The following is a 22,021-nucleotide window of genomic DNA, read 5'->3' as shown; positions in this document are numbered from 1 at the left end:
CGCCGTCATTCTGGCGCATCACGGCTGGCCGCCGCAGTTTGCGCCGGTTCAGCGCGTGGCCGGCGTCTGCGATTGCGGTTGGGTTTGCGCCTCGAGACGCGTGAGCCAGACGATGGCCTCCTCGCGCGATGCTCCGCACATCTCGGGCTGCGGCTGCAGGCCCGAGCAGCATGCCGGGCGCAATGGCGAGCCGAAGATCATGCAGCGCAGGTCGTCGCCGAGTTGAACGCAGCGCACGCCGGCCGGCTTGCCTGCGGGCATGCCCGGAATCGGGCTCGTAATGGACGGCGCGATGCAGCACGCGCCGCAACCGGGGCGGCATGCATGCACTGAGACATCAGCGGAAAAAACGGTACTCACTTCGGCTTCCTGGAACTCTGACAAATTGTTTCCGAGGCGCTGGAGACTACGACACCATGCCGCGACGGACCAGACGCATTGTGCCATCGCCCGCATGCGACCTTTTTACACAATCGCTTCTTCCTACCCGCTCGTACACTTTGTCAATCTGGCGCTGTAGGACAAAGGACAGGCCACCTGTGCGCGGCGTTCCGCGGCGCCGGACGCTGCCCACCCGTGCGCCGCCCTTCCAAGTGAGCTTTGCATGAGCGACGCAGACCTGCTCTTTCGCCCCGACCTGCTTGCCAAATACGGCGCCAACGGCCCGCGCTACACGTCCTACCCCACCGCCCTGCAGTTCCGGGACGACTTCGATCCCGCCGACTACCGCCGTGCGGCTGCCGATCCGGGCGCAAGCGATACCGACCTCTCGCTGTACTTCCACGTCCCGTTTTGCGACACCGTCTGCTTCTATTGCGGTTGCAACAAGGTCATCACGAAGAACCGCGGCCGCGCGAAACCGTATCTCGCGCAGATGATCCGCGAGCTGGAGCTGCAGGCCGCCCTCTTCGACACGAAGCGCCAGGTTTCGCAGCTGCATTGGGGCGGCGGCACGCCCACCTTCCTCTCGCTGGACGAAATGAGCGCGCTCATGGCCGCCACGCGCGAGCACTTCGCACTGCAGCCCGACGACGCGGGCGAATACTCGATCGAGATCGACCCACGCGAAGCCACGGCGCAGACCGTAGCGCATCTGCGTTCGCTCGGCTTCAACCGGCTGAGCCTCGGTGTTCAGGACTTCGATCCGGTTGTGCAGAAGGCGGTCAACCGCATCCAGCCGCTCGAGCTGACGGTCGACGTCATGAACGCCGCGCGCGCGAACGGGTTCGAATCGATCAGCGTCGATCTGATCTACGGCCTGCCACACCAGAACGTCAAAACATTCGGCCGCACGCTCGAGACGATGCTGCTGCTCGCGCCCGATCGCATCTCGGTGTTCGGCTACGCGCACATGCCGCATTTGTTCAAGATGCAGCGTCAGATGGATGAAGCCACCTTGCCCTCGCCCGCCGAGCGCATGGCGTTGTTGAGGCTCGTGATCGAGCAGCTCACCGAGGCAGGCTACGTCTACATCGGCATGGATCATTTCGCGCTGCCCACCGACGAACTCGCGCGCGCCCAGGCGCAACGCACGCTGCATCGCAATTTCCAGGGTTACAGCACGCGCGCCGACTGCGACCTGATCGGCTTTGGCGCTTCGGCGATCGGCAAGGTTGGCGACGTCTACGCGCAGAACGCGAAGGACCTGATCGGCTATGGCGCGGCCATCGACGCGGGCAAGCTCGCGACCGCGAAAGGCGTGCGCCTCACTGCCGACGACCGTCTGCGCCGCGACATCATTACGGAACTCATGTGCAATCTCGAACTGCGCTACGACGAGTTCGAGGCTGCCTACGGTGTACGGTTTCCGACGACCTTTGCGACCGAGCTCGAACGGCTGCGCGAGTTCGAGCGCGACGGTCTCGTCGCGCGCAGCGCCAACCGGCTCGAGGTACTGCCCGCTGGGCGCATGCTCGTGCGCAATATTGCGATGGTGTTCGACCGCTATCTTGGCGCACAGCAGCCCGAACGGTTCTCGCGGACGATTTGAGGGCTTGCGGCCGCCGTGTAGTTGCCCGGGCGCACAATTTGCGTCATAATCTAAGGCTACTTCGAGCGCATGCACGTGTGCGCTCGGTTGCTCGCAGCACGCAAGCACACGCCTCGGTGGTGAAATTGGTAGACGCGCCGGACTCAAAATCCGGTTCCGAAAGGAGTGCCGGTTCGATTCCGGCCCGAGGCACCAGAATACTTTCCGGCAGGTTTCAGCACTTGCCGCCGGAATCCAGAAACCCGCGAAAGCTCACGGCTTCGCGGGTTTTTTCTTGCCCGCTCGAATACGACACGCCTGTTATTGGACGAAGATCAAGCGTCTCGCAGATGCCGCGTGTCTCGCCGCACCCCGCTGCTATCGTTATCGGTGTTATTGAGATAGCACGCCGGGAGAGCACGATGGACCGCATTTTCATGACACGAGAGGAAGCCATACGCATCCTCATCGAGGCCCACGAGTCCGTCTCTGGACGCACCGCAGCGACGCTGATCAAATCGGGCAACGACCGATCCGCCAGGCTCGAAGTGCTGGACCGGTTGCTGCTCGACGTGCGCGCTGGCCGGGTCGATGAATTTATCACCCACCCCGAGGACAACACCTGCGTCTCGATCACTGACTGACGCAGGTCTGCCGCACGAGCCTCAGCGCAAATTCGTCTGCGCCAGCTCTACCACCTCGTCTCCGCGCCCGCTCAGCACCGCGCGCAGCATGTAGAGACTGAACCCCTTCGCCTGCGCCCACTGCAGCTTCGGCGGCATGGCCAGTTCATGCTTCGTCGTCACCACGTCGACGAGCGCCGGTCCTGCGTGCGAGAAGGCCGCGCGCAACGCCTCATCGAGCGCTTCGGACGTCTCCACGCGCACACTGAAGAGCCCCGCGCCTTTCGCAATATCCGCAAAGTTGGTCGCGACCAGATCGGTGCCCGTCTCCACGTAGCCGCCAGCCTTCATCTCCATGGCGACGAAACCGAGCGAGCCATTATTCAGGACAACGATCTTGATCGGCAAATCGAGCTGGCGCGCCGTGAGAATGTCGCCGAGCAGCATCGAAAGACCGCCGTCGCCGGAGAGCGAGACCACCTGGCGTCCGGCGTGCGCCGCCTGCGCGCCGAGCGCCTGCGGCATGGCGTTCGCCATCGAGCCGTGATTGAACGAGCCGTGCAGACGGCGCCGGCCGTTCATCGTCAGGTAGCGCGCGGCCCAGAGCGTGGGCGTGCCCACGTCGACCGCGAAGATCGCATCGTCCTCGGCGAGCGCATCGAGCCGCGACACCACGTACTGCGGATGCAGCGGCTTGCCCGCGGCAGCCGGGCGCGCGAGTTCGTCGAGCCCCTTGCGCGCGCTCGCGTAGTGCTCGCGCGCGCGATCGATAAAGCGACGGTCGGTCTTGCGCGTGAGCTTCGGCGTGAGCGCGCGCAGCGTTTCGCGCACGTCGCCGACGAGTCCGAGTGTGAGCGGCGCGCGCTTGCCGAGCGCTGCCGCGTCGCGGTCGATCTGCACGATGTTCGCGTGCTGCGGATAGAAGTTGCGATACGGGAAGTCGGTGCCGAGCATGACGAGCGTGTCGCACGACATCATCGCGTGGTAGCCCGAGCTGAAGCCGATCAGCCCGGTCATCCCCACATCGTATGGGTTATCCCATTCGACATACTGCTTGCCGCGCAGCGCATGCACCGTCGGCGCGCCGAGCGCGTCTGCGAAGGCCACCACTTCGTCGTGTGATCCCTTGCAGCCGCTTCCGCATAGCAGCGTCACCGCTTCGGAGCGATTGAGCAGTTCGGCGAGCCGATCGATATCCGCCGACGAAGGCAAGGTCGCCGGACGCGCCGCCTGGGCCCACGCCGGCTCCTCGTCGGACGCATCCAGAAGCGCCACGTCGCCGGGCAGCACGATCACGGCGACGCCCTTCTGGTCGATCGCCGTGCGCAGCGCGGTGTCGAGCACGCGCGGGAACTGCGATGCGTTCGTCACGAGTTCCACGTAATGGCTGCACTCGCGGAAGAGTTCGGTCGGGTGCGTTTCCTGGAAATAGCCGAGGCCGATTTCCGTCGACGGAATGTGCGCCGCAATCGCGAGCACCGGCGAACGGTTGCGATGGCAGTCATAAAGACCGTTGATGAGATGCAGGTTGCCGGGCCCGCAACTGCCCGCGCACACGGCGAGCCGGCCGGTTGCCGCAGCCTCGGCGCCCGCCGCGAAAGCAGCGACTTCTTCGTGCCGCGTATGCATCCAGCGGATCGTGCCTAGCTTGCGCAGACTCGCCGACAACCCGTTCAGGCTGTCGCCCGTCACGCCCCAGATGCGCTCGACGCCAACCGCCTCGAGCGTTTTTGCCAGATGATCCGCTATCGTCTTCGCCATGGTGTTCTCCACGTGAGCCGTAACGCGCAGCGCGCGCACCGAGGCCGGGCGCTGCACGAGAAGATACTTGGGGGGTCAAATACGTAGGCGTCCAGGCCCGGCAACCGGGCCGGGCCTGCCAATACCTCGCGCTACGTTACGCCATCCGCCCGAAATACGTGGTCAAGCCGTGCGCGGCAAATTGGCAGGGCGTGCCTGGATCGCGCGGGGGCGCGCTGCACGTCGCGACGGATAAAATACCCCGCTCTACGCTGTTCGCCGTCCGTCATGAATCTCGAAAGTATTCTCTTCACCCAAGGTTTCGGCTCACGCCGCCAATGCCGCACGCTCATCGCCGACGCGCGGGTCGCCGTCGCGGGCGAGCCGTGCACCAACCCGCTCGCCACGTTCGACACGGCGGGCCTCGTCTTCAGCGTGGACAGCACGCCGTGGCCGTTTCACGAGCGCGCGTACATCGCGCTCAACAAGCCCGCGGGCTATGAGTGCTCGCGCGATCCGCAGCATCACCTGAGCGTGTTTCATCTGCTGCCGCCACAGTTCGCCGAGCGCAACGTGCAATGCGTCGGCCGCCTCGATCAAGATACGACCGGCCTCCTGCTGCTTTCCGACGATGGCCAGTTCGTGCACGCCTTCACGTCACCCAAGCGCAAGGTGCCGAAGCTCTACGTGGCGACGACACGCCACCCGCTCGACGAAACCCAACTGCACGCCCTGCGCGAAGGCGTGCTGCTGCACGGCGAGCGCCAGCCGAGCGCCGCCGTCGCGGCCAGCGCACGGGCGGACCACGAGCTGGAGCTAACCGTGCTCGAAGGCAAATATCACCAGGTCAAACGGATGGTGGCGGCGGCCGGCAACCGCGTCGAGGCGTTGCACCGCGAGCGCATCGGCGGCTTTTCCCTGCCCGCCGGACTGGCTCCCGGCGCCTGGCAATGGCTCGACGACGACGCGCTCGACGCGTTGCGCAACAAGGGGTAAACCACCACCGGGCGGCGCGAACGCCCGCCGCTCAGTGTGCTGACGCACCGATGCTTGCACACTGGCACCGTTATCGCCGCGCCGCAGCATGTCCTTGCCGAGCTTCCGCCCTATACTCGTTTGTAGAACGATTACAAGTTGCAAGGAGGGGCATCATGATCATCAACGGCTCATTCGAAATCTCACTCGTGTTGATGGCCTTCATGGCGCTTGGGGCGGTTCTGATTGGGGGCCTGCTCGCGTCGATGCATATGCGACATCAGTACCATCCGAACCTCATCGGGGCGCTTATCGGAGCGCTAATGTGCTTCCTCCTGCTCGAAGCGCTGCCGGCCATCACGTGAACGGCACGCTTTGCGCCGCGCCGCCCGCCCGAAGTCACGGGTGCGGCGGCAGCGTGCGCAAGAAAGCATCGACATCCGGATAACGCAAACGCACGCCCAGTTCGCGCTTCAGACGCGTATTGGCGAGCCGGCGCGACTCGCGCATGAACGACAGCAAGACGGGCTCGAGTTCGCGCTCGGCCTGCGCGCGACTCACGCGTGGTGCGCGCGCAAGGCCGAAGGCATCGGCTACGCGGTCGAAATACTCGCCCATCTTCAGTTCGCTGTCGTCCGTCGCGTGGATCGTGCGCCCCGGGCGGCCATGTGTCGCGAGGCGCAGGAGAATCGCCGCAAGATCGTCCGCGTGGATGTGGCTCGTGTAGACGTCGTCGCTCGCGACGAGCGCCGGCGTGCGCTTCGCGAGGCGTGCGAGCGGGAGGCGGTTCGCTGCGTAAATGCCGGGAATGCGCGCGATCGTGGCGCTCAGCGCGCCGCCGCGCGCCGTTGCGCGCCGCAGTTGCCGTTCGGCCGATACCCGGCGTTTGGCGCGGGCGTTAGCTGGCTGCACCGTGCGAGTTTCGTCGATGCGCGCGCCACCGCAATCGCCGTACACGCCCGTCGTGCTTGCGTATACGAGCTTCGTGCGTTCGAGGCGCTGGCGCCGGGGGCGAGAAAACCGCCGGATGCGCTCGGGTACAATAACGGATGCTCCCGCGCCTGTGGCGGGGTCGAAAGCGCTGCGGCGCATGCGGCCCACGAGAGCACGTAATGGGGGCCGCAATGCGCGCGGCGCCACACCCGCCAGCACAGGCCGCGCCCTCGCACGGCGGCGCGCCGCGAGTGCTGCGAGCAGGCGGCGCGTGCGCAGGTCGTCGTCGCCGTTTTTTTGCGGCGGCGCCAGGTGCAGGACGGTGCCAGCCAGGCCCGCGATCCGCGTGAGGCTCGTGCGGAAATCGAGGTCGCCGCGCACCGGCGTTGCGCCCGCGGCCCGTACCGCGTCTGCGCGCTCGGATCGGCGCGTGAGCGCAAAAACGCGCGCGCGGTCTGGCCGCTCGCGCAACTGGGCGACGCAGCGCAGGCCGACGTCGCCGCAACCGACAATCAGGATGCGCGCACGGCGCAAGGTTCGTGTGGCAATCATGGTGGAACCATTTTAGCGGCCCGGGCCTCGCGGCGAAGGCCGGCAAGCAAACGCGGACACTAGCCGGAAAAGTCCGGAACTGGCCCGCACCCGGAATCAACCCTCGGATACAGACTTACGCTTCCCTGAATATGGCTTTCAACGTAACGCTCAAGCAAAGCGGCCGGCAATTCCAGGTCGAGCCCGACGAACCCATTCTCAACGCGGCCCTGCGCCAGGGCATCGGCCTGCCGTATGGCTGCAAGAACGGCGCGTGCGGCTCGTGCAAGGGCACGGTCTGCCACGGCGAAGTGGAGCAGCGCGCTCACGCGGCTTCGGCGCTGTCCAACGACGAAAGGACGCGCGGCATGGCCCTCTTCTGCTGTGCGACGGCGCAAACCGACCTCGAAATCGATATCCGCGAAGTGGCGGGCGTGGGCGACGTGCAGGTGCGCAAGCTGCCTACCCGCATCGCCGCCATCGAACGCAAGGCCGACGACGTCGTCGTCCTCAAGCTGCAGTTGCCCGCCAACGAGCGTCTGCAGTATCTCGCCGGCCAGTACCTTGAATTCATCCTCAAGGACGGCACGCGCCGCAGCTACTCCATGGCGAGCGCGCCGCACGAGGAAGGCCCGATCGAGCTGCACATCCGCCACATGCCCGGCGGCAAGTTCACCGACCACGTTTTCTCGCAGATGAAGGAGCGCGACATCCTGCGCTTCGAAGCACCGCTCGGCACCTTCTTCCTGCGCGAGGAGTCCGACAAGCCCATCGTGCTGCTCGCTTCGGGCACCGGCTTCGCGCCGCTCAAGGCGATTGTCGAGCACGCGGTCCACAAGAACCTGAACCGCCCGATGACGCTCTACTGGGGCGCGCGCCAGAAGAAGGACCTGTACCTGATGGATCTCGCCGGGCAATGGGCGAAGGACATCCCGAACTTCCGCTTCGTGCCGGTGCTCTCCGAGCCCGCCGCCGACGACAACTGGACCGGCCGCACGGGCTTCGTGCACCGCGCCGTGATCGAGGATCTGCCGGACCTTTCGGGCTATCAGGTCTATGCGTGCGGCGCACCGGTGATGGTCGAGTCGGCGCAGCGCGACTTTACGCAACATCACGGTCTGCCCGAAGACGAGTTCTACGCGGACTCGTTCACGAGCGCCGCAGACCTCGCGAACGCCGTCTGAGCGTTGTTGGGGCGGGTCGTTGCGTGCACAATGCAATGACCCGTATCGACCGGCAAAGCTGGCCGTCACGAAAAATTCTTCGGCCGATTGGACAAAATCGGCACATTGACGGTTTACATCGCCGTTCGGCTTGTCGTATTCTTGCGCCCATGAACTGCATCCTGTCCGCCCTCCGACGTCGCCGCTCGCCCCATCTTTAGGGCCTGGCTACTCGCGGACGCGCGTTGCACTTCGCAACGCACAGCAAGTTCGAATCACGAAAGCCACGGCCAGTCCGTGGCTTTTTGTTTTTCCGCCGTATCGTTTGCAACCCCGTTTGCAACCCCGTTCTCAACCCTTTAGCAGCCCCAACGCGGAGCCCGTTGCCATGAATTATTCCGAGTACCCGATCGAGTCGCTGATGTACATCACCAACCGGCCCGAAATCGTTTTCACGCATGGCAAGGGGTCGTGGCTCTACGACAACGAAGGCAAGCGATACCTGGACTTCATCCAGGGCTGGGCCGTCAACAGCCTCGGGCACTGCAACGAAGGCATGATCGAGGCGCTGGAAAAGCAGTCGCGCCTGCTCATCAACCCGTCGCCAGCCTTCTACAACGAGCCGATGGCGAAGCTCGCGGGCCTGCTCACCGAGCACAGCTGCTTCGACAAGGTGTTCTTCGCCAACAGCGGCGCCGAAGCCAACGAAGGCGCGATCAAGCTTGCGCGCAAGTGGGGCAAGAAGCATCGCGACGGCGCCTACGAGATCATCACGTTCGACCACAGCTTCCACGGCCGCACGATCGCGACGATGTCGGCGAGCGGCAAGCCGGGCTGGGACACGATCTACGCGCCGCAAGTGCCGGGCTTCCCGAAGGCGGACCTGAACGATATCGCCTCGGTTGAAAAGCTCATCAACGCGAAGACCGTCGCCGTGATGCTCGAGCCGATCCAGGGCGAAGGCGGCGTCATTCCCGCCACGCGCGAATTCATGCAGCAACTGCGCGCGCTCACGAAAAAGCACGGCATCCTGCTGATCGTCGACGAAGTGCAAAGCGGCTGCGGTCGTGCCGGCACCCTCTTCGCCTACGAACTTTCGGGCATCGAGCCGGACATCATGACGCTCGGCAAGGGCATCGGCGGCGGCGTGCCGCTCGCGGCGCTGCTCTCGAAGAAGGAAATCGCCGTGTTCGAAGCGGGCGACCAGGGCGGCACGTACAACGGCAACCCGCTGATGACGGCCGTGGGCTATTCGGTGATCTCGCAACTGGTTGCGCCCGGCTTCCTCGAAGGCGTGCGCGCGCGCGGCGAATATCTGCGTGAAAAGCTGCTCGAGCTTTCGGCCGAACGCGGCTTCCAGGGCGAGCGCGGCGAAGGCTTGCTGCGCGCGCTGCTGCTCGGCAAGGACATCGGACCGGAGATTGTCGAGAAGGCGCGCCTCATGCAGCCCGACGGCCTGCTGCTCAACGCCGCGCGTCCGAACCTGCTGCGCTTCATGCCGGCGCTGAACGTGACGACGCAGGAAATCGACCAGATGATGGCGATGCTGCGCACGATTCTCGACTCGCTGTAATCGGACGGAGCACGGGCGATGTCCATCACGATCCGCGTGTTCAGCGAAGCCGATACGGAAGCGGTGATCGCGCTTTGGCTGCAGGCGTTTCCCGAGTACAACGACACGAGCCGGCCGCACCGCAATCCGCGGCTGTCGATCGCGAACAAGCTCGGCACGCAGCCGGAGCTTTTCTTCGTCGCGATTCGCAGCGACGGCGACGTTGACGGCGCACTCGTTGGCACGGCGATGGCCGGTTACGACGGGCATCGCGGCTGGCTCTATTCGGTCGCCGTCGCGCCCGAAGCGCGGCGTCACGGTCTCGGCACGCGGCTCGTGCGTCACGCGGAAGATGCGCTCGCCGCGATGGGCTGCCTGAAGCTCAACCTTCAGGTGCTCACCGACAAGGCCGAGGTGCTCGCGTTCTACGAGCGGCTCGGCTATCGCGCCGACGCCGTGGTGAGTCTCGGCAAGCGGCTTGCCGTGCAGGAGTCCGAAGCGCTCGCCTGAGCCTGATTCGTCGATGGCATGAAAAAAGCCGCATGGGTGACCCACCCATGCGGCTTTTGTTTTATGCGGCCGCGAGGACCGCAACGCCGTGCAGCTTACTCGCCCAGGTACGCGGCGCGCACCTTCGGATCGTCGAGCATCTGCTTGGCTTCGCCTTCCATCGTCACGAGGCCCGAGTCCATCACGTAACCGCGGTTCGCCGCCTGCAGCGCGAGGCGCGCGTTCTGCTCGACGAGCAGCACCGTGATGCCTTCCGACGAGATCGTGCGCACCACCTCGAAGATCTTCTCGACCATGATCGGCGAGAGACCCATCGACGGCTCATCGAGCAACAGAAGCTTCGGCTTGCTGATGATCGCGCGCGCCATGGCCAGCATCTGCTGCTCGCCGCCCGAGAGCGTGCCTGCGAGCTGCGTGGCGCGTTCCTTCAGGCGCGGGAAGAAGCCGAACATACGATCGACGTCCTTCTGGATGCCGTCGTTGTCGCTGCGCAGGTACGCGCCCATCTGCATGTTTTCGAGAATCGACATGCGCGCGAAGATGCCGCGGCCTTCCGGCACCATCGCGAGGCCGCGCTTGAGCAGCTCGTACGCCGGCACGCCCTTGATCGACTGGCCCATGTACTCGATGTCGCCCGCCGAGTACGGCTTCAGGCCGGTGATCGCCTTCATGGTCGTGGTCTTGCCCGCGCCGTTCGCGCCGATCAGCGTGACGAGTTCGCCCTGGCGAACTTCCATGTCCACGCCCTTGACCGCCTGGATCCCGCCGTAGTTGACCTGCAGACCCTTGATTTTCAGAACCGATGTCGACATCAGTGAACCCCCGCACCCAGATATGCCTCGATCACCTTCGGGTCCTTCTGCACGTCTTGCGGCAGCCCTTCGGAGATCACCTTGCCATAGTCGAGCACTGTCATCCGGTTGCACAGGCCCATCACCAGTTTTACGTCGTGCTCGATCAGCAGGATGGTCTTGCCATCGGCGCGGATCTTGTCGAGCAGGCGCGTGAGTTCGACCTTCTCGGTCGCGTTCATGCCGGCCGCCGGCTCGTCGAGTGCGAGCAGCTTCGGATCGGTCGCGAGCGCGCGCGCAATTTCCAGACGGCGCTGGTGGCCGTACGAGAGATTGCGCGACGTGTAGTCGGCGTACTGCGCGATGCCCACATATTCGAGCAGTTCGATCGCGCGTTCCTTGATCTCGCGTTCTTCCTGCCGCTCCGACGGCGTCTGGAACACCGCGCCGAGCAACCCGTGCTTCGTACGCACGTGACGACCGACCATCACGTTTTCGAGCGCGGTCATGCCACCGAACAGGCGAATGTTCTGGAACGTACGCGCAATGCCGGCCTGCGCCACCTGATAGACGGCGGTCGGCGTATAGGCCGTGCCGTCGAGCTTGAACTCGCCCGAATCAGGCGTGTAGAGACCGGTGATCACGTTGAAGAACGTGGTCTTGCCGGCGCCGTTCGGACCGATCAGGCCGTAGATCGTGCCTTCCTCGATCTGCAGGCCGACGTCGGACAGCGCCTGCAGGCCGCCGAAGCGCTTGTTCACGCCCTTCACGGACAGGCGGATGGATTTGTTGCTCATAGTCTGTTCTCCCCGTTATGCGCGAATCGGCTTCTTGCTGGCGCGCTTGGCGATCTTGGCGATCTTGTCTTCGTGCTTCGCCGCGGGCCACAGGCCTTCCGAGCGATACAGCATGATGACGACCATGGCGAGGCCATAGAGCAACTGGCGGATGACTTCCGTATCGACGATTTCGTGGCCGAACAGCATGTGCTGGAGCGGGCCCATGGTCGAGCGCAGGAACTCGGGGAAAATGGCGAGCAGCACGGCGCCGAGAATCACGCCGGGGATGTGGCCCATGCCGCCCAGCACCACACAGGCGAGCACGACGACCGATTCCCAGAACGTGAACGATTCCGGCGACACGAAGCCCTGGAACGCACCGAACATCGCGCCCGAAAGACCGCCGAACGACGCGCCCATCGCGAACGCGAGCAGCTTGACGTTACGGGTGTTGATGCCCATGGCCTTGGCGGCGATTTCGTCTTCGCGGATCGCGGCCCATGCACGGCCGATACGCGAGTGCTGCAGACGCGTACACACCCAGATCACGAGCAGCGCACAGATCACGAACACGTAGTAGTACATGTACACCGACGTGAAGGTGAAGCCTAGGATCTCATGCGGCTGCGCGAGGTTGAAGCCCATGACCTGCAGCGGCGCGACGCCAGTGATACCCTGCGGCCCGTTGGTGATGTTCACCGGACGGTCGAGGTTGTTCATGAAGATACGAACGATTTCCCCGAAGCCCAGGGTCACGATGGCGAGGTAGTCGCCACGCAGACGCAGTGTCGGCGCGCCGAGCAGCACGCCGAAGAGCGCGGCGAGCGCCATCGCGCACGGAATCACGATCCAGTACGGCGTATGCATCCCGCCCGGGAACATGTTCGCGATCCAGGCGAACTGATTTGCGAGGTGCGGCGAAGTCAGCAGCGCGGCCGTGTAGGCGCCCACCGCGTAGAACGCGATATAGCCCAGGTCCAGCAGGCCGGCGAAGCCCACCACCACGTTCAAGCCCAGCGCGAGCATCACGTACAGCATCGCGAAGTCGAGCACGCGCACCCAGTAGTTGCCACCCGTGGCGCCGACCACGAAGGGCAGCGCGGCCACGACGACGGCCGTCACGATACCCACCGCGAGGGTCTTCGTCGTGTTCTTTTCGGGGATGAGCGTCGTCGACGGCTCGATCGGTTGAATTGAAGTCATGTTGTGCTACTCCCTCTTATGCGCGGTCCGCGACACGTTCGCCCAACAGCCCCGACGGACGGAACACGAGCACGACGATCAGCACGATGAATGCGAAGACATCCTGATAGTTACTGCCGAACACCCCGCCGGTCAGGTTGCCGATGTAGCCTGCGCCGAGCTGCTCGATCAGACCGAGCACCACGCCGCCGACCATCGCGCCGCCGAGATTGCCGATACCGCCCAGCACGGCCGCCGTGAAGGCCTTCATGCCGGGGATGAAACCCATGTAGAAGTGCGCGTTGCCGTATTCCGAGGCGATCATCACGCCGGCGAGCGCTGCGAGCGCCGAGCCGATCATGAACGTGGCCGAGATCACGAAGTTCGGGTTCACGCCCATCAGCGAGGCATTGTTCGGGTTCTCGGCGATCGCGCGCATGGCGCGGCCGAGCTTGGTCTTGTGCACGAGGAGCAACAGACCCGCCATCACGAGGAACGCGACCACGATGATGACGATTTCCGTCATCGAGATCACGGCGCCCACGCCGGTTTCAGTCGGCTTGATGACGTTGATCGGGTCGGTCGAGATGAGCTGGGGGAACGCGAGCGGGTTACGGCCCCAGATGATCATGGCGAGCGTCTGCAGCAGGATCGACACACCGATCGCGGTGATCAGCGGTGCGAGGCGCGGCGCCCGGCGCAGCGGCCGGTACGCGACCTTTTCGATCGTGTACCCGACGCCCGCACACACGACCGCGGCGACGGCCAGGGCGATGCACAGCGTGGGGATGTTCCCGAGGCCCGGGAAGTGATTGTGGAGCACATTGATCGCGGAGAGCGCGACCATGGCGCCCACCATGAGCACGTCGCCGTGCGCGAAGTTAATGATGCCCAGAATCCCGTACACCATGGTGTAGCCCAGAGCGATGATGGCGTAAATGCTGCCAAGCACCAGCCCATTCAGGATCTGCTGGATGAAAATATCCATTTAATGCTCCTTAGCCCGTGCAACCGGATTCGCGCTCGTCATCGGCCGGTGGGCGATGTTTTACGGAACCACAACGACACTTTCGGGTATTGAAGTAAAAACCGGTAACGGTTGGCCGCCCTGGTTCGCGTTGCCGCTGTGTTGCAGCGGCAGGCTCGCCAAAAGCGGATGCAAAAACGGCACCGTCGGATGGTTCGGTGCCGTCGGGTTCAATCAACTACGCGTCATATTCACGTTGGCGTATTCACGGCGAGCCTCGCGGCCCGCAAACGCGAATGCGTCAAACGTCATGACTCCCTCTCCCCGGCCGCCCACGCGCTTCAGGATCTCACCTGCGAGATCCATCGCACCCAGGCGGCGAACCGGCATGACAACGCCGGAGCATGCAAAAGCAATCTGCATGCCAGGAATGATCGATGTTGCGCTCATACCCGTCTCGACATTGCGGCTGTGCCACGTGTTGCGTAGCGCAACCGCATTAATCGATGACGCGGAAAAAGCAGACTTGAATTGCATTAATCAGGTCTCCTGCGCCTTCCGAAATGCTTGCCTGATGGCCTTCTCAACGATGTCCAGCCTTCAGAACGCGCGCATTGTAACGCCAATTATGCGACGGGCAATATTGTTGAACCGGCAGGGTTTTCCTGCATTGCAACCATATTTTTAGATAACAGCCTGTATCGGGTTGCACCGTAGGTTGCGCCGCATTTTCGTGCACCAGTTGCACCAAAAATCCGCGGGTTTCGCATCATGTGTTGCGAATAATGGCCGCAATGCCTTGTCAGGCGGGCATTGGTTCAAATGAACGGTATTTAAGGGAGAGCATAAAAATGCTGCCCCGACGCGGTGCATGCGTGTCGAAAGCGTGTCAATTACCTCATACATTTGGGGTCATACCACGCAATTCGATGCCCCACTCTAGCGAAAACACTAATAAGAACACCCGGCCAATGTGAGGTTAACCTCTCTTTTCTGGCAATATGCCCCTTATTAATGACACCCTGCGTCCGTCGCGGGCATAAAAAAACGCGCCGGATGGGCGCGTTTTTGCAGGGAGCGGGAAGCTTCAGGCCGGCTGGCCGAGTCCACGCGGCAAGGGGAACGCAATGTTCTCCTCGATGCCTTCGAGTGCACGCACGTTGCGCGCACCAAGTTCGTGCAGACGGCGAATGATTTCCTGCGCGAGCGCCTCGGGAGCCGACGCTCCAGCCGTCAGACCGATCCGGCGTTTGCCGACGAGCCACTGGGGGTCGATCTGCTCGGGGGCATCCACCATATAGGCGGGAATGCCGCGCTTCTCGGCCACTTCGCGCAGCCGGTTCGAATTGGAGCTGTTCGGGCTCCCCACCACGATCACGACATCGCACTGCGGCGCCATGAACTTGACGGCGTCCTGGCGATTCTGCGTGGCGTAGCAGATGTCCTGCTTCTTCGGCTCGCGAATCGCCGGAAAGCGCGTCTTGAGCGCGGCGATGATTTCCGCGGCGTCGTCCACCGACAGCGTGGTTTGGGTGACGAACGCCACGCGCTGCGGATCGCGCAGCTTGAGCGCCTCGACGTCGGCAATGTCTTCGACGAGGTACATGCCCTCGGCCACCTGCCCCATCGTGCCCTCCACTTCTGGATGGCCCTTGTGCCCGATCATGACGATGTCGAGCCCTTCGTCGCGCATCTTCGCGACTTCCACGTGCACCTTCGTGACGAGCGGGCAGGTCGCGTCATACACGCGCAGTCCGCGCGCCTCGGCATCGGCACGCACCGACTTGGAGACGCCGTGCGCACTGAAGATCACCGTGTTGCCGGACGGGACCTCATCGAGCTGCTCGATGAAGATCGCGCCCTTCTTGCGCAGGTCTTCGACGACATACGCGTTGTGGACGATTTCGTGACGCACGTAGATCGGTGCGCCGTGAAGCTGGATCGCGCGTTCGACGATCTCGATGGCCCGATCGACGCCGGCGCAGAAGCCGCGCGGCTGGGCGAGCAGGATTTCCGCTTCCGTCAGGTCTGCGACGAGGGACGTGTCCGTGTTGGTCATGGGCTTTAAAGGATTCCGATGATTTGCACTTCGAACGCAACCGCCTGGCCAGCGAGCGGATGGTTGAAATCGAACAGCGCGGAGGTCTCGTTCACTTCCTTGAGCACCCCCGCGTAGCGGCCGCCGTTGGGCGCATTGAACTCGATCAGGTCGCCCGGGCTGAACTCCTCGCCGATCATGCCGTTCTCGCGCAGGGTCTTGAGCGAGACGCGCTGGATCAGGTCGGGGTTGCGCTGGCCGAAAGCGACGCCCGGTTCTAGCTGAAAGGTCGAGTGGTGCCCCACCTTCAGGCCCTGCAAAATATCTTCCAGCGGCGGCGCGAGCTGGCCGGCGCCCATCAGCAGAGTGGCGGGACGGTCGACAAAGGTATTGACGATTTCGGTGCCATCGGCGAGCGAAAGCCGGTAATGCAGCGTCACGTGGGAACCGGGTTTCACTTCGGAGATGTCGATGATGCTCATGCGTAACTCTTTTCGTCGGAACGCGCGCTTCGCGCGTGCGCGCCGCAAGGCGCCGGTCCGGCTTGCCTTGGGCGGCCGGAAAACATCTATTGTAAGCCACTTGGCCGGGGCGGTCGCGGCACGATTGTGCGCTGCCACCACCCGCGCTCGCGTACGCCGCGCGCTCCTTATTTGTCTGTGGAGATTGCCATGACCGAACTTGCCTGCCTGCCAGACACGGCGCCCGGCACGATTGCCGGCACCTTCGCCGGCCGCCCGCACGGCCTGGGTTGCGCGGAGCGCGGCCCAGGCGACGCCGCCCTTCCCGCGCCGGCTACGCCTGCGGTGCCGGTTCGCAACAGCGGGGCTGCGGCACGACGCCGCGACATGCCACGCGAGCGGCTGCGCACGGCGGGCGCGGCCGCGCTATCGGACGCGGAACTGCTAGCAATCCTGCTCGGCTCCGGCTTGCCGGGCCACGATGTCTTCGAAGTGGCCCGCACGCTGCTGGCCCAATTCGGATCGCTGCGCGCCATGCTCGACGCGCAGCGCGAAGAATTCCTGGCCTTGCGCGGCATCGGGCCCGCGAAAGCCTCGATGCTGCAGGCGGTGACCGAACTTGCGCGGCGCGCGCTCGCCGAAGCGCTCGACGACAAGCCGCTCGTCGACTCTCCGGGCGCGGTCGAGGACTATTTGCGTCTCTTGATCGGCGGGCGGCCGCATGAGGTGTTCGTCTGCCTCTTTCTGGATGCGCGCCATCGGCTGATCCGCTCGGAGGAAAGCTCGCGCGGCTCGCTCACGCGCATGGCGGTGTATCCTCGTGAAATCGTGCGGCGTGCGCTAACCCTTAATGCCGCGAGCCTCATCGTCGCCCATAATCACCCTTCTGGCGCGGTGCAGCCGAGCGCGAGCGACCGGCGCCTCACGCGGGTGTTGCGCGAAACGCTGGCGCTCGTGGAGGTTCAACTCATCGATCACCTGGTCATTGGCACGCGCGAGACGTTTTCCTTCGCGCGCCAGGGCTGGAGCTGAGGCGGCCGCGCGCGTGGTGGCACCCGCGGCGACCGCGGACAGCTGCAGGAAACTGCGAGCAACCGCGGCAGCGCACAACGATATCCGCAAATCGTGTTTGATTTTCCTGGCATTTTTCTGCTAGACTCACGGTTTGCCTATTTCCAACCCTGTTCTGAAGCCCATCGAGGTCTTCCAGGGGAAATACGGCCTGGGTTCGAGGTTGTCTCTCATCCATACGTGAGCGCGCTCTTATTCCGGCCATTTCTCGCCTGGGAAACTTAAGCGGCTCTCGAACTCAGAATTTCCGTAGGAGTGTCTCATGGCACGTGTATGCCAAGTCACTGGGAAAGCGCCGATGAGCGGCAACAACGTTTCCCACGCTAACAACAAAACCAAGCGCCGTTTCCTCCCGAATCTGCAAAACCGCCGTTTCTGGGTTGAAAGCGAAAACCGTTGGGTGCGTCTGCGCATCTCGAACGCAGGCCTGCGCCTGATCGACAAGAACGGCATCGATTCCGTGCTCGCAGACCTGCGCGCACGCGGCGAACTGTAAGGAGTAAATCATGGCCAAGGGTATTCGCGACAAGATCAAGCTCGAGTCGACCGCAGGCACGGGTCACTTCTACACGACCACGAAGAACAAGCGCAACATGCCGGAAAAAATGTCGATCAAGAAGTTCGACCCGGTTGTTCGCAAGCACGTCGAGTACAAGGAAACCAAGATCAAGTAATTGATCGGTTTCGAGCCTGACGAAGACAGAAAAACCCCGCTTTTTAGCGGGGTTTTTCTTTTTGCGCGCCGGTCCTGGACACCACCGCGCCTAGGTTCGCGCCGTGCAAAGGTGTTTTAACTGCAGCGCCCAAACTGCCGCTACCCCTTCGCTCGTCTCTCGGAGTATGCTTCCCGCTTTATACCGGCTGCCACACGCGTGTCATACGTCCGCGACGGCGCAGGACCGCGGCAAATGCGCCGGCCGGAATGCGTAGAACAAGAGAGACGGAGAAGCAGGATCATGAATTTCGATGTAGCGATCGTCGGCAGCGGCCTCGCAGGACTGAGCGTCGCGCTGAATCTCGCCGACTCGCGTCGTGTGGTCATCATCGCCAAGCGCGCGATGACCGAAGGCGCGAGCGACCGCGCGCAAGGCGGCATTGCCGCCGTGCTCGACTCGGCCGACAGCGTGGAGAACCACGTGGACGATACGCTCGTCGCCGGCGGTGGCTTGTGCGACGAGGCGGCCACGCGCTACATCGTCGAGCATGGCCGCGAGGCGATCGAATGGCTGATCGCCCAGGACGTGCCGTTCACGAAGGACGCCGCCGCCGAACTCGGCTTTCACCTCACGCGCGAAGGTGGCCACAGCCATCGCCGCATCATCCACGCTGCCGACGCCACCGGCCACGCGGTCGTGCAAACGCTGCTCGAGCGCGCCCGCTCGCACCCGAACATCACGATCCTCGAAGACCATCAGGCAATCGACGTCATCACGTCCGACCGTCTGGGACTGCCGGGCCGTCGCTGCCACGGACTGTATGCGCTCGATCTGAAGAACGACCGCACGGTGACGATCCAGGCGCCGCACACGGTGCTCGCCACGGGCGGCGCGGGCAAGGTCTACCTCTACACGACGAACCCCGACACGGCCACCGGCGACGGCATCGCCATGGCATGGCGCGCGGGCTGCCGCGTGGCGAACATGGAGTTCATCCAGTTCCACCCCACTTGCCTTTTCCATCCGCATGCCAAGTCGTTCCTGATTTCGGAAGCCGTGCGCGGCGAAGGCGGCGTGCTGCGCCTGCCCGACGGCACGCGCTTCATGCCCGAGCACGACGAGCGTGCCGAACTGGCGCCGCGCGACATCGTCGCCCGCGCGATCGACTTCGAGATCAAGAAGCACGGCATCGACTGCGTGCATCTCGACATCAGCCATCAGCCGCCGGCGTTTCTTGAAGAGCACTTCCCGACCATCCTCGCGCGCTGCCGCGAGTTCGGCATCGACATCACGAAGGAGCCGATTCCGGTCGTGCCCGCCGCGCACTACACCTGTGGCGGCGTCGTCACCGATCTAGCCGGGCGCACCGATCTCGCGGGCCTGTACGCCGTGGGCGAGACCTCGTACACCGGCCTGCACGGCGCGAACCGGCTCGCGAGCAATTCGCTGCTGGAGTGCCTCGTGATCGGCCGCTCGGCGGCCGAGGCGATTGAGGAAGAAGGCTTCAGCGCTGGCGCGCATGCACCGCTGCCCGACTGGGACGAAAGCCGCGTTTCCGATTCCGACGAAGAAGTCGTCGTTGCCCACAACTGGGACGAGCTGCGCCGGCTGATGTGGAATTACGTCGGCATCGTGCGCACCGACAAGCGGCTCGAGCGCGCACAGCATCGCATCGCCCTGCTGCGCGATGAAATTCTCGAGTACTACGCGAATTTCCGCGTCACGCGCGACCTGCTCGAATTGCGCAACCTCGTCGAAGTCGCTTCGCTGATCGTGGAAAGTGCGCGCTCGCGCCGCGAGAGCCGCGGCCTGCACTACAGCCGCGACTGGCAGAACTCGCTGCCCAAGGCGCTGCCGACCGTGCTCGCACCGGAGCGCGTACGCAATCGCACGGTTTCTTAAGACCTACGTAGCAAGCGCGCCGCAAAAACAAAGGCCGCCTCATCGCGAGGCGGCCTTTTCGTTTCGGTTCAGCTCAACGCATTTGCCGATTCAGACAATGCGCATCGAAAAGTCCGTCGCGCGCACATCTTTCGTCAAAGCGCCGATCGACACCCGGTCCACGCCCGTTTCCGCGATCGTGCGCACCGTGTCGAAGTTCACGCCGCCCGAGACTTCGAGCACTGCGCGCCCCGCCGTGAGCTTCACCGCGTCGCGCATCATGTCGAACGAGAAGTTGTCGAGCAGGACCGATTTGGCGCCGTGCGCGAGCGCCGTTTCGAGCTGTTCGAGCGTCTCGACTTCGATCTGGATCGGCACGCCCGCATCGAGCGCGAGCGCAGCGTCCATTGCCGCGTCCACGCCGCCCGCTGCCGCGATGTGGTTTTCCTTGATCAGGATGCCGTCGTAAAGCGCGAGGCGCTGGTTTGCGCCGCCGCCCACGCGCACTGCGTACTTCTGCGCGAGGCGCAGGCCGGGCAGCGTCTTGCGCGTGTCCAGAATACGCGTGCTCGTATGCGCGATCATGTCGACATAGCGGCGCGTCACGCTCGCCACGCCCGAAAGAAGTTGCAGGAAGTTCATCGCGTTGCGCTCGGCCGTGAGCAGCGAGCGCGCCGGACCGCGCAGCGAGCAAACGGTCGTGTCGGCGGCCATGCGGTCGCCTTCGCGATAATGCCAGCGCACCTCGATGCGCGGATCGACCTGCTTCACTACGCCGTCGAACCAGAGCACGCCGCACAGCACGGCCTCTTCGCGCACGATGATGCGTGCGTCGCGCATTTCGTCGGCGGGCACGAGGCGGCCGGTCTGGTCGCCAGGGCCTACGTCTTCCTCTAGCGCGTCGGCCACATTGCGCACGATCGCGGCGTCGAACGCTGCGCCGTACTGCGCGCGCACTTCATCGAGCACGGGCGAAACGGCATCGACTGCGAGCAATTCGAGTGCACCCATTTACGCCGCCCCCACTTGCGAGAACAACGCGGTGTCGCGCGCAAGGTCGCCGCTCGCCTGCACGCGGCGCTTGTGCTCCGCCGCGAACGCCAGCATGCGGTCGATCGGCAGACGCGCGCGTTCACCGATCGCGGTGTCGACGTGAATCTCGTTGTGGCCGCGCTCGAGCACGTCGGCGAGATTCGCGAGGCCGTTCATGGCCATCCACGGGCAATGCGCGCAGCTCTTGCAGGTGGCGCTGTTGCCGGCCGTGGGCGCTTCGATGAAGGTCTTGCCCGGCGCCGCGAGACGCATCTTGTGCAGGATGCCTAAATCGGTCGCGACGATGAAGCGCTGCGCGTCGAGCTTCACGGCGGCGTCGATCAGCTGCGTGGTCGAGCCGACCACATCCGCAAGCGCAACGACCCCTTCCGGCGATTCGGGGTGGACGAGAATCTTTGCGTCCGGGTATTCCGCGCGCAGCAGATCGAGCTCGATGCCCTTGAACTCGTCGTGCACGAGGCACGAGCCCTGCCACAGCAACATGTCCGCGCCGGTCTTCTTCTGGATGTAGCTGCCCAGGTGGCGGTCCGGCGCCCACAGAATTTTTTCGCCCTTGGCGTGCAGGTCGGCGACGATCTCGAGGCCGATGGACGACGTGACCATCCAGTCCGCACGCGCCTTCACAGCCGCACTCGTGTTCGCATAAACGACGACGGTACGGTCCGGATGCTCATCGCAAAACGCGGAGAATTCGTCGATCGGGCAGCCGAGATCGAGCGAACAGGTCGCATCGAGATCGGGCATGAGAATGCGCTTGTTCGGACTCAGAATCTTCGCCGTCTCACCCATGAAGCGCACGCCCGCCACGACGAGCGTCTGTGCCTCGTGGTCGCGGCCGAAGCGCGCCATCTCGAGCGAATCGGCCACGCAGCCGCCCGTTTCGTCGGCGAGCTCCTGCAATTCGGGGTCCACATAATAGTGCGCGACGAGCACCGCCTTCTCGCGCTTGAGCAACGCGCGAATCCGCTCCTTCAATGCAACGCGCTCTGCCGTGGACGGTGCGTCGGGCACGCGCGCCCAAGCCTGTCCAACGCTGCAGACGGCACCCTGCGGCCGGTCGTATTCGACCTTCCTGATTGCCTGACTCATGATCTCCTGCCCCTACCGATCGCCGCGCCATTGAAGCCATTGTGGGGACTCCGGCTT

The 22,021-nt window shown here is 64.2% G+C and carries 23 protein-coding genes and 1 tRNA gene; 12 read left to right on the top strand and 12 right to left on the bottom strand.

Annotated elements, in window-relative coordinates; all coding sequences use genetic code 11:
* Nucleotides 1-48: 48 nt before the first annotated feature.
* A complete protein-coding gene (locus tag U5A52_RS14580; protein WP_321935111.1) occupies nt 49-360 on the bottom strand; it encodes a YkgJ family cysteine cluster protein in 312 nt (103 codons plus the stop codon).
* A gap of 244 nt (nt 361-604) precedes the next feature.
* On the opposite strand from U5A52_RS14580, the gene hemN reads away from it, so the two are divergent.
* The 3 genes from hemN to U5A52_RS14565 all read left to right on the top strand — a co-directional run bounded on the left by hemN (nt 605) and on the right by U5A52_RS14565 (nt 2,613).
* Nucleotides 605-1,990 (top strand): oxygen-independent coproporphyrinogen III oxidase, encoded by a 1,386-nt coding sequence (hemN, locus tag U5A52_RS14575; RefSeq protein WP_321935110.1) that lies wholly within the window; start codon nt 605-607, stop codon nt 1,988-1,990.
* A 110-nt stretch (nt 1,991-2,100) separates the two neighbouring features.
* Nucleotides 2,101-2,185: transfer RNA gene (locus U5A52_RS14570), tRNA-Leu, on the top strand.
* A gap of 206 nt (nt 2,186-2,391) precedes the next feature.
* On the top strand, nt 2,392-2,613 hold the full coding sequence (locus U5A52_RS14565) for a hypothetical protein (protein WP_321935109.1): 222 nt from the start codon (nt 2,392-2,394) through the stop codon (nt 2,611-2,613).
* Between the two features lie 21 nt (nt 2,614-2,634).
* Here U5A52_RS14565 and poxB read toward each other — a convergent pair whose 3' ends face one another.
* Nucleotides 2,635-4,353, bottom strand: coding sequence for a ubiquinone-dependent pyruvate dehydrogenase (gene poxB, locus U5A52_RS14560; protein ID WP_321935108.1), 1,719 nt, complete (start codon nt 4,351-4,353; stop codon nt 2,635-2,637).
* A 267-nt stretch (nt 4,354-4,620) separates the two neighbouring features.
* On the opposite strand from poxB, the gene U5A52_RS14555 reads away from it, so the two are divergent.
* Both U5A52_RS14555 and U5A52_RS14550 read left to right on the top strand, forming a co-directional pair.
* Nucleotides 4,621-5,328: a 16S rRNA pseudouridine(516) synthase gene (locus U5A52_RS14555; protein ID WP_321935107.1), complete on the top strand. Its 708-nt coding sequence runs from the start codon at nt 4,621-4,623 to the stop codon at nt 5,326-5,328.
* 155 nt (nt 5,329-5,483) lie between these two features.
* The gene (locus tag U5A52_RS14550) at nt 5,484-5,672 is read left to right on the top strand and encodes a hypothetical protein (RefSeq protein ID WP_321913949.1); all 189 of its coding nucleotides are present in this window, start codon (nt 5,484-5,486) and stop codon (nt 5,670-5,672) included.
* Between the two features lie 34 nt (nt 5,673-5,706).
* Here the strand turns inward: U5A52_RS14550 and U5A52_RS14545 are convergent, their stop codons facing one another.
* Complete coding sequence (locus tag U5A52_RS14545) at nt 5,707-6,792, bottom strand: NAD-dependent epimerase/dehydratase family protein (RefSeq protein ID WP_321935106.1); 1,086 nt, start codon at nt 6,790-6,792, stop codon at nt 5,707-5,709.
* A 131-nt stretch (nt 6,793-6,923) separates the two neighbouring features.
* Here U5A52_RS14545 and U5A52_RS14540 point away from each other — a divergent pair, with 131 nt between their 5' ends.
* From U5A52_RS14540 to U5A52_RS14530, 3 genes are all read left to right on the top strand, one after another.
* The gene (locus U5A52_RS14540) at nt 6,924-7,955 is read left to right on the top strand and encodes a CDP-6-deoxy-delta-3,4-glucoseen reductase (protein ID WP_321913951.1); all 1,032 of its coding nucleotides are present in this window, start codon (nt 6,924-6,926) and stop codon (nt 7,953-7,955) included.
* Nucleotides 7,956-8,322: 367 nt separating this feature from the next.
* On the top strand, nt 8,323-9,507 hold the full coding sequence (locus U5A52_RS14535; RefSeq protein ID WP_321913952.1) for an acetylornithine transaminase: 1,185 nt from the start codon (nt 8,323-8,325) through the stop codon (nt 9,505-9,507).
* 18 nt (nt 9,508-9,525) lie between these two features.
* Nucleotides 9,526-9,996, top strand: coding sequence for a GNAT family acetyltransferase (locus U5A52_RS14530; RefSeq protein WP_321913953.1), 471 nt, complete (start codon nt 9,526-9,528; stop codon nt 9,994-9,996).
* A gap of 95 nt (nt 9,997-10,091) precedes the next feature.
* Here U5A52_RS14530 and U5A52_RS14525 read toward each other — a convergent pair whose 3' ends face one another.
* The 7 genes from U5A52_RS14525 to U5A52_RS14495 all read right to left on the bottom strand — a co-directional run bounded on the left by U5A52_RS14525 (nt 10,092) and on the right by U5A52_RS14495 (nt 16,235).
* Nucleotides 10,092-10,808: an ABC transporter ATP-binding protein gene (locus U5A52_RS14525; RefSeq protein ID WP_158758447.1), complete on the bottom strand. Its 717-nt coding sequence runs from the start codon at nt 10,806-10,808 to the stop codon at nt 10,092-10,094.
* Nucleotides 10,808-11,584, bottom strand: coding sequence for an ABC transporter ATP-binding protein (locus tag U5A52_RS14520; RefSeq protein ID WP_321913954.1), 777 nt, complete (start codon nt 11,582-11,584; stop codon nt 10,808-10,810). Before U5A52_RS14520 ends, U5A52_RS14525 begins: the two co-directional genes overlap by 1 nt.
* A gap of 15 nt (nt 11,585-11,599) precedes the next feature.
* Nucleotides 11,600-12,769 (bottom strand): ABC transporter permease subunit, encoded by a 1,170-nt coding sequence (locus U5A52_RS14515; protein WP_321935105.1) that lies wholly within the window; start codon nt 12,767-12,769, stop codon nt 11,600-11,602.
* A gap of 16 nt (nt 12,770-12,785) precedes the next feature.
* Complete coding sequence (locus tag U5A52_RS14510) at nt 12,786-13,736, bottom strand: branched-chain amino acid ABC transporter permease (protein ID WP_158758450.1); 951 nt, start codon at nt 13,734-13,736, stop codon at nt 12,786-12,788.
* A gap of 213 nt (nt 13,737-13,949) precedes the next feature.
* Entirely contained in the window at nt 13,950-14,252 is a 303-nt protein-coding gene (locus U5A52_RS14505; RefSeq protein WP_321913956.1) for a hypothetical protein, read from the bottom strand.
* A gap of 550 nt (nt 14,253-14,802) precedes the next feature.
* Nucleotides 14,803-15,774, bottom strand: a complete 972-nt coding sequence (gene ispH, locus U5A52_RS14500; protein WP_321935104.1) for a 4-hydroxy-3-methylbut-2-enyl diphosphate reductase — start codon at nt 15,772-15,774, stop codon at nt 14,803-14,805.
* Between the two features lie 5 nt (nt 15,775-15,779).
* Entirely contained in the window at nt 15,780-16,235 is a 456-nt protein-coding gene (locus U5A52_RS14495; RefSeq protein WP_201695416.1) for an FKBP-type peptidyl-prolyl cis-trans isomerase, read from the bottom strand.
* Nucleotides 16,236-16,424: 189 nt separating this feature from the next.
* Between U5A52_RS14495 and radC the strand changes: the two genes are divergently transcribed.
* The 4 genes from radC to nadB all read left to right on the top strand — a co-directional run bounded on the left by radC (nt 16,425) and on the right by nadB (nt 19,843).
* Nucleotides 16,425-17,246: a RadC family protein gene (gene radC, locus U5A52_RS14490; RefSeq protein ID WP_321935103.1), complete on the top strand. Its 822-nt coding sequence runs from the start codon at nt 16,425-16,427 to the stop codon at nt 17,244-17,246.
* Nucleotides 17,247-17,547: 301 nt separating this feature from the next.
* Entirely contained in the window at nt 17,548-17,781 is a 234-nt protein-coding gene (rpmB, locus tag U5A52_RS14485; RefSeq protein ID WP_027794135.1) for a 50S ribosomal protein L28, read from the top strand.
* A 10-nt stretch (nt 17,782-17,791) separates the two neighbouring features.
* Entirely contained in the window at nt 17,792-17,959 is a 168-nt protein-coding gene (rpmG, locus tag U5A52_RS14480; RefSeq protein ID WP_027817504.1) for a 50S ribosomal protein L33, read from the top strand.
* A gap of 282 nt (nt 17,960-18,241) precedes the next feature.
* The gene (gene nadB / locus U5A52_RS14475) at nt 18,242-19,843 is read left to right on the top strand and encodes an L-aspartate oxidase (RefSeq protein WP_321913959.1); all 1,602 of its coding nucleotides are present in this window, start codon (nt 18,242-18,244) and stop codon (nt 19,841-19,843) included.
* A gap of 90 nt (nt 19,844-19,933) precedes the next feature.
* On the opposite strand, the gene nadC is transcribed toward nadB, so the two are convergent.
* Nucleotides 19,934-20,833, bottom strand: a complete 900-nt coding sequence (gene nadC, locus U5A52_RS14470) for a carboxylating nicotinate-nucleotide diphosphorylase (protein ID WP_321935102.1) — start codon at nt 20,831-20,833, stop codon at nt 19,934-19,936.
* The gene (nadA, locus tag U5A52_RS14465) at nt 20,834-21,964 is read right to left on the bottom strand and encodes a quinolinate synthase NadA (protein WP_321913961.1); all 1,131 of its coding nucleotides are present in this window, start codon (nt 21,962-21,964) and stop codon (nt 20,834-20,836) included. It lies immediately after the preceding gene.
* Between the last annotated feature and the right edge of the window lie 57 nt (nt 21,965-22,021).

The organism is Paraburkholderia sp. J8-2 (assembly GCF_905220195.1).
Taxonomy (GTDB): Bacteria; Pseudomonadota; Gammaproteobacteria; order Burkholderiales; family Burkholderiaceae; genus Paraburkholderia.
This window is presented reverse-complemented; position numbering and strand designations above follow the sequence as displayed.